The sequence below is a fragment of the Sphingomonas sediminicola genome, from assembly GCF_014489515.1.
In the GTDB taxonomy this organism is placed as follows: domain Bacteria; phylum Pseudomonadota; class Alphaproteobacteria; order Sphingomonadales; family Sphingomonadaceae; genus Sphingomicrobium; species Sphingomicrobium sediminicola.
Genome location: NZ_CP060782.1, coordinates 2,694,835 through 2,708,789 on the forward strand (window position 1 = coordinate 2,694,835; position 13,955 = coordinate 2,708,789).

The 13,955-nt window shown below is 63.1% G+C and carries 19 protein-coding genes and 1 pseudogene; 11 read left to right on the forward strand and 9 right to left on the reverse strand.

Going from position 1 to position 13,955, the window contains the following annotated elements; genetic code table 11:
* Positions 1 to 23: 23 nt before the first annotated feature.
* A complete protein-coding gene (gene rpsU, locus H9L14_RS14450) occupies positions 24 to 230 on the reverse strand; it encodes a 30S ribosomal protein S21 (protein ID WP_187478788.1) in 207 nt (68 codons plus the stop codon).
* A gap of 250 nt (positions 231 to 480) precedes the next feature.
* Here rpsU and H9L14_RS14455 point away from each other — a divergent pair, with 250 nt between their 5' ends.
* Both H9L14_RS14455 and H9L14_RS14460 read left to right on the forward strand, forming a co-directional pair.
* Positions 481 to 1,161, forward strand: coding sequence for a murein L,D-transpeptidase catalytic domain family protein (locus tag H9L14_RS14455; RefSeq protein WP_246444236.1), 681 nt, complete (start codon positions 481 to 483; stop codon positions 1,159 to 1,161).
* Positions 1,162 to 1,266: 105 nt separating this feature from the next.
* Positions 1,267 to 1,929: an alpha/beta hydrolase family protein gene (locus tag H9L14_RS14460; RefSeq protein WP_187708652.1), complete on the forward strand. Its 663-nt coding sequence runs from the start codon at positions 1,267 to 1,269 to the stop codon at positions 1,927 to 1,929.
* 15 nt (positions 1,930 to 1,944) lie between these two features.
* On the opposite strand, the gene H9L14_RS14465 is transcribed toward H9L14_RS14460, so the two are convergent.
* The gene (locus H9L14_RS14465) at positions 1,945 to 2,406 is read right to left on the reverse strand and encodes a L,D-transpeptidase family protein (protein WP_343070268.1); all 462 of its coding nucleotides are present in this window, start codon (positions 2,404 to 2,406) and stop codon (positions 1,945 to 1,947) included.
* Positions 2,355 to 3,323 carry a L,D-transpeptidase scaffold domain-containing protein gene (locus H9L14_RS17195; protein WP_222949859.1) on the reverse strand — a complete coding sequence of 323 codons (969 nt, stop codon included), beginning with the start codon at positions 3,321 to 3,323 and terminating at the stop codon, positions 2,355 to 2,357. The genes H9L14_RS14465 and H9L14_RS17195 overlap by 52 nt, the downstream gene beginning before the upstream one ends.
* 243 nt (positions 3,324 to 3,566) lie before the next feature.
* On the opposite strand from H9L14_RS17195, the gene H9L14_RS17555 reads away from it, so the two are divergent.
* The 3 genes from H9L14_RS17555 to H9L14_RS14480 all read left to right on the forward strand — a co-directional run bounded on the left by H9L14_RS17555 (position 3,567) and on the right by H9L14_RS14480 (position 4,541).
* Positions 3,567 to 3,818 (forward strand): PilZ domain-containing protein, encoded by a 252-nt coding sequence (locus tag H9L14_RS17555; protein ID WP_187708654.1) that lies wholly within the window; start codon positions 3,567 to 3,569, stop codon positions 3,816 to 3,818.
* Positions 3,819 to 3,842: 24 nt separating this feature from the next.
* Entirely contained in the window at positions 3,843 to 4,157 is a 315-nt protein-coding gene (locus H9L14_RS14475) for a PilZ domain-containing protein (RefSeq protein ID WP_187708655.1), read from the forward strand.
* 138 nt (positions 4,158 to 4,295) lie between these two features.
* Positions 4,296 to 4,541 (forward strand): hypothetical protein, encoded by a 246-nt coding sequence (locus H9L14_RS14480; RefSeq protein ID WP_187708656.1) that lies wholly within the window; start codon positions 4,296 to 4,298, stop codon positions 4,539 to 4,541.
* Here the strand turns inward: H9L14_RS14480 and H9L14_RS14485 are convergent, their stop codons facing one another.
* Complete coding sequence (locus H9L14_RS14485; protein WP_187708657.1) at positions 4,542 to 5,426, reverse strand: peptidylprolyl isomerase; 885 nt, start codon at positions 5,424 to 5,426, stop codon at positions 4,542 to 4,544. It abuts the gene before it with no gap.
* Between the two features lie 66 nt (positions 5,427 to 5,492).
* On the opposite strand from H9L14_RS14485, the gene purT reads away from it, so the two are divergent.
* Positions 5,493 to 6,665, forward strand: coding sequence for a formate-dependent phosphoribosylglycinamide formyltransferase (purT, locus tag H9L14_RS14490; protein WP_187708658.1), 1,173 nt, complete (start codon positions 5,493 to 5,495; stop codon positions 6,663 to 6,665).
* A gap of 52 nt (positions 6,666 to 6,717) precedes the next feature.
* The gene (locus H9L14_RS14495) at positions 6,718 to 7,107 is read left to right on the forward strand and encodes a hypothetical protein (RefSeq protein ID WP_187708659.1); all 390 of its coding nucleotides are present in this window, start codon (positions 6,718 to 6,720) and stop codon (positions 7,105 to 7,107) included.
* Here H9L14_RS14495 and H9L14_RS14500 read toward each other — a convergent pair.
* The 4 genes from H9L14_RS14500 to galE all read right to left on the reverse strand — a co-directional run bounded on the left by H9L14_RS14500 (position 7,104) and on the right by galE (position 10,376).
* Positions 7,104 to 7,388, reverse strand: a complete 285-nt coding sequence (locus H9L14_RS14500) for a hypothetical protein (RefSeq protein ID WP_187708660.1) — start codon at positions 7,386 to 7,388, stop codon at positions 7,104 to 7,106. The genes H9L14_RS14495 and H9L14_RS14500 overlap by 4 nt on opposite strands.
* Before the next feature lie 131 nt (positions 7,389 to 7,519).
* On the reverse strand, positions 7,520 to 7,645 hold the full coding sequence (ykgO, locus tag H9L14_RS14505) for a type B 50S ribosomal protein L36 (protein WP_006833921.1): 126 nt from the start codon (positions 7,643 to 7,645) through the stop codon (positions 7,520 to 7,522).
* Between the two features lie 98 nt (positions 7,646 to 7,743).
* Complete coding sequence (locus tag H9L14_RS14510; RefSeq protein ID WP_246444237.1) at positions 7,744 to 9,372, reverse strand: M20/M25/M40 family metallo-hydrolase; 1,629 nt, start codon at positions 9,370 to 9,372, stop codon at positions 7,744 to 7,746.
* 2 nt (positions 9,373 to 9,374) lie between these two features.
* Positions 9,375 to 10,376 (reverse strand): UDP-glucose 4-epimerase GalE, encoded by a 1,002-nt coding sequence (gene galE, locus H9L14_RS14515; protein ID WP_187708661.1) that lies wholly within the window; start codon positions 10,374 to 10,376, stop codon positions 9,375 to 9,377.
* Between the two features lie 182 nt (positions 10,377 to 10,558).
* Here galE and H9L14_RS14520 point away from each other — a divergent pair, with 182 nt between their 5' ends.
* The 4 genes and pseudogenes from H9L14_RS14520 to gpmA all read left to right on the forward strand — a co-directional run bounded on the left by H9L14_RS14520 (position 10,559) and on the right by gpmA (position 13,361).
* The gene (locus H9L14_RS14520; RefSeq protein ID WP_187708662.1) at positions 10,559 to 11,089 is read left to right on the forward strand and encodes a hypothetical protein; all 531 of its coding nucleotides are present in this window, start codon (positions 10,559 to 10,561) and stop codon (positions 11,087 to 11,089) included.
* A complete protein-coding gene (locus tag H9L14_RS14525; protein WP_187708663.1) occupies positions 11,089 to 11,394 on the forward strand; it encodes a TSUP family transporter in 306 nt (101 codons plus the stop codon). The genes H9L14_RS14520 and H9L14_RS14525 overlap by 1 nt, the downstream gene beginning before the upstream one ends.
* A gap of 109 nt (positions 11,395 to 11,503) precedes the next feature.
* A pseudogene (locus H9L14_RS14530) lies at positions 11,504 to 12,669 on the forward strand (M14 family metallopeptidase).
* Complete coding sequence (gpmA, locus tag H9L14_RS14535) at positions 12,669 to 13,361, forward strand: 2,3-diphosphoglycerate-dependent phosphoglycerate mutase (protein WP_187708665.1); 693 nt, start codon at positions 12,669 to 12,671, stop codon at positions 13,359 to 13,361. The pseudogene H9L14_RS14530 and the gene gpmA overlap by 1 nt, the downstream one beginning before the upstream one ends.
* On the opposite strand, the gene H9L14_RS14540 is transcribed toward gpmA, so the two are convergent.
* A complete protein-coding gene (locus H9L14_RS14540) occupies positions 13,358 to 13,936 on the reverse strand; it encodes a GGDEF domain-containing protein (RefSeq protein WP_187708666.1) in 579 nt (192 codons plus the stop codon). The two genes, gpmA and H9L14_RS14540, sit on opposite strands and share 4 nt — an antisense overlap.
* Between the last annotated feature and the right edge of the window lie 19 nt (positions 13,937 to 13,955).

Consider the following 13,955-nt stretch of genomic DNA (forward strand, 5'->3'; position numbering starts at 1 on the left):
CGTATTCTAGGAGGGTTGGAAGCTTAGCGCGAACCTTCGCGCTCGGCGCGCTTGCGCTCGAGCTTGCGGGCGCGGCGGATGGCGGCAGCACGTTCGCGGGCGCGCTTCTCCGACGGCTTCTCGTAGTGACGGCGCAGCTTCATCTCGCGGTAGACGCCTTCGCGCTGCAGCTTCTTCTTGAGCGCGCGGAGCGCTTGGTCGACGTTATTGTCGCGAACGATGATCTGCATAAATGCCTGTCTATACTCCAGAATGTCGCTGTGGCCCGTAGCTGCGCCAATACCATACGCCCGGCCGCAGTATGCTGCGTCGGGGCGCCGCCATTAGCAGTGACTGAAAACGCATGCAAGGCGCTCGAAATTGCCCGTCCTGCGATGAAACGAGTTGTCAGCACGATGGGCTAAGCAACTGGCTAAACGCGGTTATCGGAGATTAACCTTCGGATGTGTACAACCGCTGCTTCATCTGAGTGGGGTGGTAATGGGGTTGAATCGAAGGGAAGTACTGCGTTGGGGCGCGGTTGGCGCGGCTGGAGCCATGCTCTCGTCCGCCGCAAGCTCCGTGGGTCTTCCATCCATCGTTTACGCGCCGCCGCCGGTTCCGCGTGATCCGCTGGCGCCGCTCGCACCGGTGCAGCCTGCGCCAGTCGGCCTGAACCCGGTGCTCTTCCAGAAGGCCAAGGCGGCGCTCGATTCGCACCGTTATCAGGCGCGTGCGCGCGACCTTATGGGCATTGTCGACTTTTCGAAGGCTTCCAGCGAGGCCCGCTTCCATCTGGTCGACTTGATGAACGGCACCGTCGAAAGCCACCTGGTCGCTCACGGCCGCGGGTCCGATCCGGATCATAGCGGCTTCGTGGAGCGCTTCTCGAACGACTTCGGGTCCTACGCCACCTCTAACGGCGCCTACACCACCGGCGACTATTACGAGGGTAAGTACGGCCTTTCGATGAAGGTCCAGGGCCTCGACTGGTCGAACAGCAATGCCGAAGCCCGCGCGATCGTCATCCACAATGCGTGGTACGCGGAGCCGGAAATGATTGCCCAGCACGGCAAGCTCGGCCGCTCCGAAGGGTGCTTCGCCTTCAGCCGCGCCAGCCAGTGGGACGTGATGCGACGCCTCGCCGGCGGCCGCATGATCTACGCCGACAAAATCGCCTGATTTTTCATCAGGACGGGGAGAGTGAGGCCTCGGACCTGGTCCCGGGGTCTTTTTCGTTGTGGTGAAAGCGGACTTCAGGGCGCCGGTCGGCTAGAAATCGCCGGGATGGAGCCCAAAGCAATCAGCATCCCTGTCGGTGACGAATCGGTTTCGGGCCTATTCCTGCGGCCGCCCGACGCAAAAGCGCTTTACCTATTCGCCCACGGAGCCGGCGCCGGAATGACGCACAAGGCGATGTCCGGGAATGCAGAGGGGCTAGCCAAGCGAGGAATCGCGACGTTGCGCTACAATTTCCCCTATATGGAGAAAGGCTCGAAGCGGCCCGACTCCCCGAAAGTGGCCCATGCGGCAGTGCGAGCGGCGGCATCCAAAGCCGTGGAGCTTGCGCCGGAACTAGCCCTGTTCGCCGGCGGCCGCTCGTTCGGCGGACGGATGACATCGCAGGCACAGGCCGGCGATCCGTTGCCCGGCGTTCGCGGCCTGATCTTCCTCGGCTTTCCGCTGCACCCAGCGGGGAAGCCCGGGATTGAGCGCGCGGACCATCTGGCGAATGTGCGCGTCCCGATGCTGTTCGTTTCCGGCACCCGCGATGCGCTTGCGGAGCTGGACTTGCTGCGGCCGGTAGTCGCCAGTCTCGGCAGCTATGCCAAGATCCACCTCGTCGATCAGGCCGACCATTCCTTCAAGGTTGTTGCCAAAAGCGGCCGCACCAATGCTGATGCCGAGGCCGAGGTTCTGGACGCGGTCGCTCGCTGGATCAGCGGCTAGGCAGCGGCTTCGTCTCTAGCGCGAAGCAACCTTGTCCTCGGGCTTGGCTGACGGCGCCGGCGTGGCGACATTGTTCAGCGCCGCAATGACCTTGCCGTCCTTCTTGTAGATGTCGGCATAGTCCTTGATCGACCCGTCTTGGAGCGCGGCGGACGACATGTAGACGATGTAGACCGGAAGCGGCTTGGGGAAGTTGGCCTGGACCGTCTTCTTGCTGGCGACGGTTTCCTTGACCCGCTCGGGAGTCCACGCGGCCGGCACGGTGCCATCGGCTGCGGGCGGGTAGGTGCCCTCGCCCAACAGCCTTTCAGCCAGGAGCAGGACGTGCTCGGTCCGAATGCAGCCATGGCTGTAGGCCCGCGCCTTGGCATCGAACAACGTCTTGGCGGTCGTGTCGTGCAGGTAGATGTTGTGGGGATTGTACATCACGAACTTGATCTGTCCCAGCGCGTTGCGCGGCCCGGAGGCTGACGCCAGCGTTGGATCTTCCCGTCGGCGCCCTTGAGCGCGACGTAGCCCGGCTTGCCGGCGACCTCCTTGCTGATGCTCGGCGGCACTTCCCACCAAGGGTTGAGAATAACGCCCGTGGCGATCGCCATCAGCTGCGGCGTCTGAGTCTTGATTGCTCCTGCGACTGCCCGATGCCGAGAAACGGTGACGCCGTCCTCGACCAGCGCAGCCGTGTAGGCCGGCACGTTCACGATGATGTAGCGTTCGCCGAGGTCGCGGGGCAGCCAGCGCCAGCGGTCCATGTTCAACCGGATCCGGTCGACCTTCATCGTTTCCGTCTTCGGAGTGATCTCGAGCGCCTTCTTCAGCGCCGCATATTGCGGGTGCGACGGAAGCAGTCCTGCGAGCGCCTCGCCAACGCGATGTTGCGCAAGTGCTGCACGAAGCAGAGAATCCTGCTTCGCGGCATCCAGATCGGGATCCGGGATGTGCCAGTTCTGCCGGTCGGCGCCACGCACGTGACCGAGAGCCATGTCAGACGAAAGCTTGTTGAACCGTTCCGTCGAAGCGGCCGAGATCAGGTTCAGATCATTACTCCGCATCGCGGAGATGAGACCGGCGGAATCATAGTCCCGGGGGTCGAGGCCTTCCTTCGCAGACGTGAGGATTGACAGCAGGAGCTGATTGGCGTCCGCCATCGTCCAGACCGGCGGAGGCGGCGGTGGCGGCAAAGCGGGCGCCGCTTCCGGGGTCGCCGTCTGCGGGACCGGCTGCGGCATCGCCTGTTGTGACGTGCCCTGCTGCGGCGAGGCGGGTTGAGCGGCAACGGGTTTCGGCTGAGCGGTGGCCGCGGCGGGCTTCACCGCCGGCGCACCGGCCTGGGCTAGCGCCATTCCGGCCGGAGCCGTCAGTGCCGTGAAAATCAGCAAGCCTTTGAACTGCACGCTCATCCCCTGAAAATCCCGTGTTCCGAGGCAGCTAGCCTCGCCATCGACACCCAATGATGTGCAATTGCATCCATACACAGGCTGAACGGCGCTCGCCAGTGACGTGCGCGCCACACTGCCGTTCGAATCATCAATCCGAAACAAACCAATCCTTAAGTCCCGGCACCTTAGCTTGGGTCTCGCCGATGGGTGGGGTTAGGAATGCTTAATGGCTCGATGATACCGCGCAGCGTGCGCCGAATGTTCGACGAGCGCTCGGAACCGCGCGATGAAATGGTCTCGCAGACCGCGGTCCTGGAGCTTCGCGGACGCAAGCACGTAGTGCGCCTACTCAACCTATCTCCTTCAGGTGCTATGGTAATTTTTCGGGCGATGCCGCATATCGGCGAGGAGGTTGCGCTGCACCTTTCCGACCGGGGCCGAGTGTGCGGGCATATTTGCTGGGTGCGCGACAGCCGGGTTGGAGTGACTTTTACGGCGGCTTTGGAGTAGCCGCGCGTGGAGATGAGTTTTTCGATGATCAGGGCGCGCATTGGCGAGACGCCGGACTCGAAGGAGCGGCGGCGCATGTCGCGCTTCCCGGTCGAAATCGATGCGCGCGTGCGTGAGCTAGGCGCCAACGGCATCGAGGCTCGGATCCTCAACATCTCCGAGAGCGGCTTCATGGCCGAATCCCACGCGACTTTCGAGGTCGGGTCGAGGATCTGGCTGATGCTCCCCGGTCGCGACCGTGCCAACGCCGTCGTCAAGTGGGTGGCCGGCGACAAGATTGGCGCCGAATTCGCCACGCCGCAATCGCTCGAAGGTTTGCGGACGGGTCAGGATTTCTAGGCGCGGCCCACCGCTTCCTGCGCACTTTTTGGCGTTAAGCGCTCTCTGGATACCCCTTGGACTGTCTCAAATTGGTTGCCGCCGATGAAACCGGTGCGGCGCTCGCGTCGTTGAGCGCTGTCGAAAGGAAGATCGACGATGCCGACCACCGAAACGGTCAGACAGCTGACAGGCAGAGGCTACCACGCGGTTTATCGCGAGCATGAAGTCAACCATTGCCCAGGCTGTGGCCGCACGCACTGGCTGATCGGCAGGATGTCTGCCGAATGCGCTTTTTGCACGACCGCACTTCCGCTGGCCGAAGCCAGCATGCGCTCGCACACCGGCCCAGCGATCATCCAGCACAAGAACCGCTACAACCACGACGCCGCCTGGGCGGCCTGATCAGGCGGATTTTTTCCGGACCGGCACGGCTGCGTTGCACAGATCGACGCCGCCGGCCGGACGGATGAAGAAGTCGTCCTTCCGGTTCGCGCGCGCCTTCACATAGGCTCCGAAGGTTGCGCTTCCCGTATCCATGAATTGATAAGCCGGGCGCTCGGTGGCCGGAATCTCGCTTGCCAGCCGCACGGCCGAAATTGGCACTTGCATGCTCTCGTCCTTGTAGAAGCCGAGCGCTTCTGTTCCGCGCGGCAGCGAGCTCAGCCGGTCGATTCCCTCAATGACCCGGCCGACGACGGCAATGTTGCGGTCGAGGTGGCGCGGCGCGTGCCCGATCACCGCGTAAAGCTCGCCGCCGGTCCCCGTGTCGGGTGAAAGATCGCGACCTACGCCGACATAACCGTAACAGTGGGTAAGGTTCGCCGTGCCCGTCTTGGGATCGTAGCCGATCGGCCAGCCACCCGCGAAGCCGGCGCTCGGCGCATAATCGTCCGCATAACCAAGCGGCCGGACGGAGAGCCCCTTCAGCGAGCGATGATATTCAGCCGGCGGCTTCGCGATCACGCCTGGGGGCAGCGGCCTGGTGCTTTCGTTATTGCCCCACTGGACGACATAATTGTCCTGCACGCGGTAGATCGCGGCGCCGCTCCACCAGTTGCCTTTCGCGAGGGCACGGATGTTGGCGACATGGACCGGAGCGAACTCCGGCGCGAGCTGGATTACGACCCGAGCGCCATTCCTTAGATCCATCACCACGAGGTTGTCGGGGTTGATGTCGCGCCACGCGCTTGCCGGGGCCTCGGCCACGATTTCGGAGGGTGCCTTGAGTTTCGCCGGGGGTGCAGCCGCAACCAGAAGAGCTGCCGAAACCAGAAGCAGTGAACGCATCCTAACCCCACCTAAGCGAACCGCCGTGGTCTAGCCGACGAATGCGGGCGCCGCTATCGCCCGCAGATGCACACCGCCACTTTGATGCTTCTGGGATCGGGCGAGCTCGGCCGCGAGTTCGCGATCGCTGCGAAACGGCTCGGCTGCCGGGTCATTGCCTGCGACCGCTACGAGAATGCTCCGGCCATGCAGGTCGCCGACGCGTTCGAGGTTTTCCCGATGCTCGACGGCAAGGCCCTTCGAGCCGCGGTGGAGACCCACAAGCCCGATGTGATTGTCCCGGAGATCGAGGCAATCGACACGGAGACCTTGGCCCAGCTCGAGAGTGAAGGCTGGCGCGTTGCTCCGTCCGCCAAGGCGGTCCAGCTGACGATGAACCGCGACGGTATCCGCGAGTTCGCTGCGCGCGAGCTGGCTCTCATTACCTCACGCTACAAATTCGCCGAATCGCGCGACGAAGCGATCGCCGCGGTCGCGGAAGTCGGTCTGCCCTGCGTGGTGAAGCCGGTGATGTCGAGCTCCGGCAAGGGGCAGACCACCGTAAAGTCGGCGGAAGAGGTCGGCGCCGCCTACGACTATGCGGTCGCCAACATGCGCGGCGATCGTCCACGCGTGATCGTCGAGGAATTCATTGAGTTCGACAGCGAGATCACCTTGCTGACCGTCGCTACCGAGGCCGGCATCCTGTTCTGCTCGCCGATCGGGCATCGCCAGGAGGCCGGCGACTATCGTGAGAGCTGGCAGCCGGCCGGTATTTCGGATGGCGCCTTACTCTCCGCCCGGAGGCAGGCACGGAAGGTCGTCGAGGCGCTCGGCGGCTATGGCATCTTCGGCGTCGAATTCTTCGTCAAAGGCGACCAGGCGATCTTTTCGGAGCTGTCGCCCCGACCGCACGATACGGGCATGGTCACCTTGATCACCCAGTTTCCGAATGAGTTCGAGCTTCACCTGCGAGCGGTGCTCAAGCTCCCGATCCCCGCGATCGAGCTGACGCGCCCTGGCGGATCGGCGGTCATTCTCGCGGATCGCGAGAGTGACGAGTTTGGTTTCGAAGGCATTGCCGAGGCGCTGCAGCGCGGACGTCCCGGCGCTCCGGTCGATCTTCGTATCTTCAGCAAGCCGAGCACATTGAAGAATCGGCGCATGGGTGTCGCGCTGGCCGGCGGAAAGGATGCCGCAGAGGCCATCGAGACCGCCAAGGCGGCGGCAGCTTCGGTAAAGATTCGCTATTCCCGGTAGAACCGAACCGCGGGATCGTAGTTTTCAGTCCGCCAAGCGAAAGGGACAGGCCATGCGCGCACAGCTCCTGACAGTGATGGTTCTCGCAGTGATCGTCGCGGGTTGCGGAAAGCCGCAGCCCGAACAGCCGACGAAGTCGATTTCGGTCCGTAGCGAACAGCAGAATGCCCTGCACAAGCTGAGCGAGCCGACCCTGAAGGTCGCGCTCAGGCGAGCGATCTATGACAGCGGCAAGAAGTGCAACACGATCACCAAGGCCGGCTACGTCCAGGAATATGGGAACCTGTCGATGTGGACAGCAAGCTGCGCCGGCGACCGCAGCTTCGCGATCTTCGTGGGTCCTGACGGATCAGTCCAGGTCAGGGATTGCAAGGAAACGGAGCAGTTGAAGCTTCCGGCCTGCACGATCCGCGAGCCGGAAAAGAAGCCCGCCGCGGGCTAATCGCAGCGGCGGGATTCCTTATATTCGCCGGCGGCGGTCTTTTCCTTGACCGTCACGCACGAGCCCTGACGCGTCTCCTCGCGCCAGCTGCCGTCCGCATTGGTCACGCGGTTGCCGCTCTTCGGGACGCGCTTGCCGTCCTTGATTTCGTAGTTCCAGCCCTTCGGCGTGGCCTGGGAGGCGCCACTTGCGGTCTGCTGCGCCAGGGCTGCCCCGGCGAAGCCAAGGCCCGCCGTAACGGCGACCGCAATCAGCAACGCACCCTTCGAAACCCGTTTCATCACACGACTCCTTGGCCCGCTTTCTATATTCACCCATGTGAACGATGGGTGAAAGATGAGCGCGGGAAATCCGCGCCGAGTTGACGCAGATGGGTACGAAATCCGTGAATTTGAGGGTTTGACCCCGGGACTTAGCCCTGGCGAGCCTTGAAGCGCCGGTTCGTCTTGTTGATGACGTAGGTGCGCCCGCGACGGCGGATCACGCGGCAATCGCGGTGGCGCGACTTGAGCGACTTCAAGCTGTTGCGAATCTTCATGGCGCGCGCCTGTCTCTTCGTCTCGTTCTGTAAAAATAAGGAAGGCCGCCCGACGGGGCAGCCGCTCGGGGGCGCTTAGGCGAAAATCCCTTTCCCCGTCAAGGTTCAGCGTACCGGCTTCCTTTGAGCCTTGGGCTGCGAAGGCGCGTAGGTCTCCCCGAAATAGTCGCCCGCATACCAGAGCGGCCGCTGATCGGCGTCCGCCATGTTGCGCGCAATCCGATAGTTGAGCTCCGCGAATTTGGCCCCGCCTGCCAGCGAATCGGCTGCGCCAGGTCGTCCTTCACCGTGTGATAGGTCTCGGCCAGGAATTTCTGCCACGCTTGCGCGCCGCCGTTCGCCTGCCCGGTCATCAGGAATACCGCCGGCACTCCCGCCTGCACGAACGGATAATGGTCCGAGCGGACGAACAAGGTCTCCTGCGGCATTGGGTCCGGAGAGAGCCCGATGTGCATGCTCGAGCCGGCCGCCGCGACCGCACGGCCGGTCGTCGAATGATCGGCTCCGAACGCCACGACGTCCGTGAAGTCGTAGAGCAGAAGCGGCATATCGAGATCGACCAGCCCGACGATTTGCTGGGCCGGGATGGTCGGATGCGAAGCGAAATATCCGGCGCCGAGCAGGCCGTATTCCTCGCCCGTATTGGCGATGAACAGGACAGAGCGCCGAGGGGGCTTCCCCGAAGCGACGAAATCGCGGGCCGCCTCGATCATCGTCGCGACCCCGGCGGCATTGTCGAGCGCGCCATTGTAGATGGCGTCCTGTCCGGGCTTCGCATCCGGATATAGCCCAAGATGGTCGAGGTGGCCCATCAGCACGACATGTTCTCGCGCCAGCTGTGGGTCTGATCCCGGAAGCACGGCCAGCACTTCCGGACTCGTGAAGTCCTGCCAGTTGCTCGTCGCTGCGATCGACAAAGTCGCGGGCAGCTGGAAGCCGCGCACCTTTTTGCCGGCCGCGACGTCGGCGCGGATCGCCTTCAATTGTCGCGGCGCGCGCTCGAACAGTCGTTCCGTCCATTCCGACGATAGCGCCACGAGCGCCTGCGCCGCCCCGCCGCGACTGGTCCGGCCGCCGGCGTCGATCCAGTCGACCACCGGCCTCGACCCGAAGCGCTGGACCTGGCTGATGGCAGTAACCGCGTCGTTGATCTCGATGAGGCCGATCGCGCCCTGCGCGCCGGCGGTCTCGACCTGCATCGACCGCAGGTGCGCGGAGATTTCAGAGGGAACGCCAGGCACCGAATCCGCCAGCGCAACGACGATCTTCCCCCGCACGTCGAGGCCCGAATAATCGTCGATGCCGAGCCGCGCGTCGCGGACGCCGTGTCCGACGAAAACCAGCGGAACGTTGAGCGCTATCTCGCGACGCGTCACGTTCGGCCGGACCGCCGCATCCTTGCCCACGACCAGCTTCGTCGTGCGCCCGTTGATGGTCATCGATATCGCGGGCGGGTTAGCCAGGGTCGCGCGCCGGAAAGGCACGTCCAGAAAATAGCTTCCGTTGGCGCCGCCGGGTTTGAGGCCAAGCTTGCGGAATTCCGAAGCCACGTAATTGGCGGCGATCAGATGTCCGTGCGAACCCGTATCGCGTCCTTCGAGGATGTCGCTGGCAAGGAATTCGACATGGCCGCGGATGCGGTCCGCGGCGAGAAGATCTTCGGAGGGCCTTGCCGGCGCCGCCCCGATCAGCAGCGCCGCAAGGAACGCGAGCGAAATGCGCTTCAATCTCAAGCCCAGTTCCGCGATTGCAGCTTGCGCTCCCAATCGAGTGCGTGGGTCAGGATCGTCTCGATGTCCGCGTAGCGAGCATTCCAATCGAGCGTTTCCAGCAGCGCCTTGTTCGAGGAGATGAGCAGCGGCGGATCGCCCGCGCGCCGGCCCTTCATTTCGCGGCGAATCGGCTGGCCGAGCACCTTGTCCAACGCGTCCAGCACCTCGAGCACCGACAGACCTCGCCCATAGCCCAGGTTGAGCACGAGGTTCTCTTCCGGCCGCTCGATCAGCCGTTCGAGCGCCTTCAAATGCGCATCCACGAGGTCGGAGACGTGAATGTAGTCGCGCACGCAGCTTCCGTCGGGCGTCTGATAGTCGGTCCCGAACACGTCGACATGGTCGCGCTTCCCGACCGCGGCCTCGACCGCGACCTTGATGAGATGGGTCGAGCCCTTGCCGACCTGGCCGGAACGGCCTGCCGGGTCAGCGCCCGAGACATTGAAATATCGCAGCGCCGCAAAGTTGAGCGGGTAGGCGGCCGCCGAATCCTCGAGCATCCGCTCGGTCATCAGCTTCGACGCGCCGTACGGATTGATCGGCAGTTTCGCGACGGCCTCGTCGACGGGCACGCGCTCCGGCTCGCCGTATACCGCGGCGGTCGACGAGAAGACGACATGGCAGATGCCCGCATCCACCGCTGTCGAGATCAGCGAATGGCTCGCGACCGTATTGTTGCGATAATAGTCGAGCGGTTTCTCCACGCTTTCGGGGACGACGATCGATCCCGCGAAATGCATGATCGCGCCGATGTCTTGCTCGGCGAAGATGCGTTCGACCAGCGCGCGGTCGGCGACATTGCCCTCGTAGAACGGGACGTCGTCCGGGAGCAGATAGCGGCTGCCCGTTGAAAGATCGTCGATGACGGAGACTGGCCAGCCCGCGTCGCGAAGGGCGAGGACTGCGTGGCTGCCGATATAGCCGGCCCCGCCGGTTACGAGCACTGGGATACTGGACATGCGAGTGATGGCTAGCGGAGGCGGCTCTGTCGCGCCAGAGCCGTCTATCGTCTGGTCAAGTACAAGACGGATGCTCTTGTTTCAGTTATGATTTCGGAGTCGATGCCGCCGATTGCAGGGGCGCTATGTTGATTGCCTTGCTCGTTCCACTGGCTTTGGCGAGCCTCGTCTTCACGATCGTCTTGCTTCGATCGGCGATTACAGACCGAACCGTGCCAAGTCTTGAAGCGACGGCTCTCGGCGCGATCACCAATTTCTTTGACACACTCGGCATTGGCTCATTCGCGCCCACGATGGCCTGGTTCAAATTCCGCAATTTGGTTCCTGACCGGATAATTCCCTCTACGATGCTGGTCGGCCATTCGCTGCCCTCGATCTTGCAGGCCTTTATATTCCTGATCCTTCTTGGCTTGCTCGTCGATCCGGTCCTCATCGTCGGTTGCGGCGTTGCCCTTATGCTGGGCGGCTTGATCGGGGCGCCGTTGGTGGCTCGGGCAAAGGTGTGGCTGATACAAGTGATCGTCGCGGTTGCTTTGGTGATCGCGGCAGCGCTCTATACCATGAGCAACCTTAACCTGATGCCGGCCGGCGGCACGGCAAGCAGTCTCCCAGTCAATCTGACCGTCGTTGCGATCTTTGCGAATTTCGGCCTCGGAATCTTGCTTAACTTCGGGATTGGTCACTACGCCCCAGCCTGGTCATGCTTAGCCTAATGGGCCTCGATCCAAGGCTCGCTTTCCCGGTTATGGCGACGGGAGGGGCCTTAACGATAGCGGGCGCAGGCACGCGTCACGTGCTGCGTGGCTATGTCGATCTACGGATCGCGCTGGGCATCGTTATTGGAGGCATCCCGGCCGTCTTCATCGCTGCATTCATCGTGAAGAGCATGCCGCTCGAGGTGCTCCGATGGATGGTCATCTTCGTTGTTCTTTATGCCGCGCTGATGATGTTCCGCGCCGCGATGGCCGGTCGCCGCAAGCCGCTGACACTAGAAGCCGATCGAGCTGCGGCGCTTTGAACCTGTCACCGTAGTCTTTCGACAGGGGCGACCAACGCGGACCGTTTGCCTGATCCGCGCCCCCGCACTATCAGCGGCGCAATTCCAGAAAACTGCCAAAGAAGGTCCTATGGCACTGACGATTTCGAGCGCGTTCGACGCAGGCAACATCCGCGTCGTGAAGCAGGACGGTTTTTCCGCCGACCTGGAGATCGTCAAGGACCATCTGTCCGACTTTTACCAGTGGTTCTATTTCCGCGTCGCGGGCGCAGGGGGCCGTGAAGTCACGTTGAACATCGTCAATTGCGCCGGCTCGGCCTATCCCAACGGCTGGCCTGACTACAAAGCCGTGGCGTCGAGCGATCGTGAGGAATGGCTGCGTATCGACGGGACGAGCTACGCCGACGGCGTCCTCACCATCCGTTTCACGCCGGAAACCGACTGTGTCTGGCTCGCTTATTTCGCGCCTTATTCGATGGAGCGTCACCACGACCTCGTCGCGACCTACGCATCGCTTCCGTTCGTGGGATATGAATCGCTCGGCAAGTCGCTCGACGGCCAGGACATCGATTGCCTGACAATCGGCGACGGCGACCTCAACGTCTGGCTCTATGCCCGCCAACATCCGGGCGAGAGCATGGCCGAGTGGTGGATGGAGGGCGCACTCGAAAAGCTGACTGACGGCGATGATCCAGTCGCCCGCGTGCTCCTGCGCGACTGCACTTTCCACATTGTTCCGAACATGAACCCGGACGGATCGCGCCGCGGCCACCTGCGCACCAACGCCGCCGGCATCAACCTTAATCGCGAGTGGCACGCGCCTTCGGCCGAGAAGAGTCCCGAGGTTCTTTATGTCCGTAATGCGATGGACGAGACGGGCGTTGACTTCGCGATGGACGTTCACGGCGATGAGGCGATCCCCGCCAACTTCCTTGCGGGATTCGAGGGCATTCCGTCGATCACCGATCGGCAGACCCGCCTGTTCAAGCTCTTTTCCGAAAATCTCGAGCGCATCTCGCCCGACTTCCAGACTAGCCAGGGCTATGAGCTTGCGGCTCCCGGCCAGGCCAACATGTCCATGTCCACGACCCAGCTCGCCGAGCGCTACGGCTGCGTGTCCATGACCCTGGAAATGCCGTTCAAGGACAATTTTGACCTGCCGGACCCGTTGTACGGCTGGAGCCCGAGCGATCGAAATTCCTCGCCTTCGCCTGCCTCGACGCTCTGCACGCGATCTTACCGGAACTGACGAAAGCCAAAGCCCAGAATGCGGCTAAGGCCAAGGTCGACGCCTGATGCCGACGCTCGTCCTGCTCCGCCACGGCCAGTCGCAGTGGAACCTGGAGAACCGGTTCACCGGCTGGTGGGACGTCGATTTGAGCGAGCAGGGCGTCGCCGAGGCGCGCGGGGCAGGAGCTTTGCTCCGTGAGCGCGGGTATGCGTTCGACCGCTGCTTCACCAGCGTCCTGACGCGCGCGATCCGCACGCTTCATCTCGTCCTGCACGAGCTCGACAGCCTGTGGCTTCCGGTAGCCAAGGACTGGCACCTCAATGAGCGCCACTATGGCGGGCTTACGGGCCTCAACAAGCAGGAGATGATCGACAAGGTCGGGGCTGAGCAGGTCAAGATCTGGCGCCGATCCTACGACATCCCGCCGCCGCCGCTTCCCGAAGACAGCGAGTACGACGTCAGCCACGACCGGCGCTACGCCGGCATTCCGGTTCCAAATACGGAAAGTCTCAAGGATACGATCGCGCGGGCGCTTCCTTATTACGAGGCGGAGATCGCTCCGGCCCTGAAGCACGGCGAACGAATCCTCGTCGCTGCGCATGGCAACTCGATCCGCGGCATCATCAAGCATTTGTCGAGCATCGGTGATGACGAGATCGTCGGCGTCGAGATCCCGACCGGGCAGCCGCTCGTCTACGAGCTGAACGACGACCTCAGCGTCCGCGACTCATTCTATTTGAGTGAACGCGCGGCTTAGGCCGCGGCCTTGTCCCGATACATCGCCAGATCGGCGCGGGCCATGACGGCGTCCGGCTGGTCGTGCGGCTCGATCACTGAAATGCCGATCGCTACGCTCAGCGGTAGGCAGGTTCCCTGGAAGCAGAACTCGCGGCCGGCGATCATCGACGCGAGCCGGCCGGCCGTATCGATGGCGCTGTGTTCGTCTGCCCGTTCGAGAAGGATCCCGAATTCGTCCCCGCCGAGCCGCGCGACGCAATCGCTCTTGCGAACGCCTTGCGAAAGCATGTCGGCGACCTGGATCAGGGCATGGTCGCCGGCCTGGTGACCGAAGGTATCGTTGATCATCTTCAGCCCGTCGATGTCGACGAACAGCATCGCGGCGCTGTCATCATAGCGGCTGACGCGGTCGATCGCTGCTTCGAGCTGACGCATGAATCCGCGGCGATTCGGAAGGTCGATCAGGACGTCCTGATGGGCGAGGCGGTCGAGCAGTTCCACGCGCTCATGAAGCTGAGAAATCTCAGCCTTGAGGCGCCTGACTTCGGCCAGCAACGTGTCAGGATCGGTCATGTCGATGACCACGTCGTCCATGGCAATCTGAGATTCCCCT

Bases quoted from the DNA above. Each gene is read 5' to 3' on its own strand.
- rpsU (WP_187478788.1), bottom strand. From the start codon at position 230: ATGCAGATCATCGTTCGCGACAATAACGTCGACCAAGCGCTCCGCGCG.
- H9L14_RS14455 (WP_246444236.1), top strand. From the start codon at position 481: ATGGGGTTGAATCGAAGGGAAGTACTGCGTTGGGGCGCGGTTGGCGCG.
- H9L14_RS14460 (WP_187708652.1), top strand. From the start codon at position 1,267: ATGGAGCCCAAAGCAATCAGCATCCCTGTCGGTGACGAATCGGTTTCG.
- H9L14_RS17555 (WP_187708654.1), top strand. From the start codon at position 3,567: ATGTTCGACGAGCGCTCGGAACCGCGCGATGAAATGGTCTCGCAGACC.
- H9L14_RS14475 (WP_187708655.1), top strand. From the start codon at position 3,843: ATGATCAGGGCGCGCATTGGCGAGACGCCGGACTCGAAGGAGCGGCGG.
- H9L14_RS14480 (WP_187708656.1), top strand. From the start codon at position 4,296: ATGCCGACCACCGAAACGGTCAGACAGCTGACAGGCAGAGGCTACCAC.
- H9L14_RS14485 (WP_187708657.1), bottom strand. From the start codon at position 5,426: ATGCGTTCACTGCTTCTGGTTTCGGCAGCTCTTCTGGTTGCGGCTGCA.
- purT (WP_187708658.1), top strand. From the start codon at position 5,493: ATGCACACCGCCACTTTGATGCTTCTGGGATCGGGCGAGCTCGGCCGC.
- H9L14_RS14495 (WP_187708659.1), top strand. From the start codon at position 6,718: ATGCGCGCACAGCTCCTGACAGTGATGGTTCTCGCAGTGATCGTCGCG.
- H9L14_RS14500 (WP_187708660.1), bottom strand. From the start codon at position 7,388: ATGAAACGGGTTTCGAAGGGTGCGTTGCTGATTGCGGTCGCCGTTACG.
- ykgO (WP_006833921.1), bottom strand. From the start codon at position 7,645: ATGAAGATTCGCAACAGCTTGAAGTCGCTCAAGTCGCGCCACCGCGAT.
- galE (WP_187708661.1), bottom strand. From the start codon at position 10,376: ATGTCCAGTATCCCAGTGCTCGTAACCGGCGGGGCCGGCTATATCGGC.
- H9L14_RS14525 (WP_187708663.1), top strand. From the start codon at position 11,089: ATGGGCCTCGATCCAAGGCTCGCTTTCCCGGTTATGGCGACGGGAGGG.
- gpmA (WP_187708665.1), top strand. From the start codon at position 12,669: ATGCCGACGCTCGTCCTGCTCCGCCACGGCCAGTCGCAGTGGAACCTG.
- H9L14_RS14540 (WP_187708666.1), bottom strand. From the start codon at position 13,936: ATGGACGACGTGGTCATCGACATGACCGATCCTGACACGTTGCTGGCC.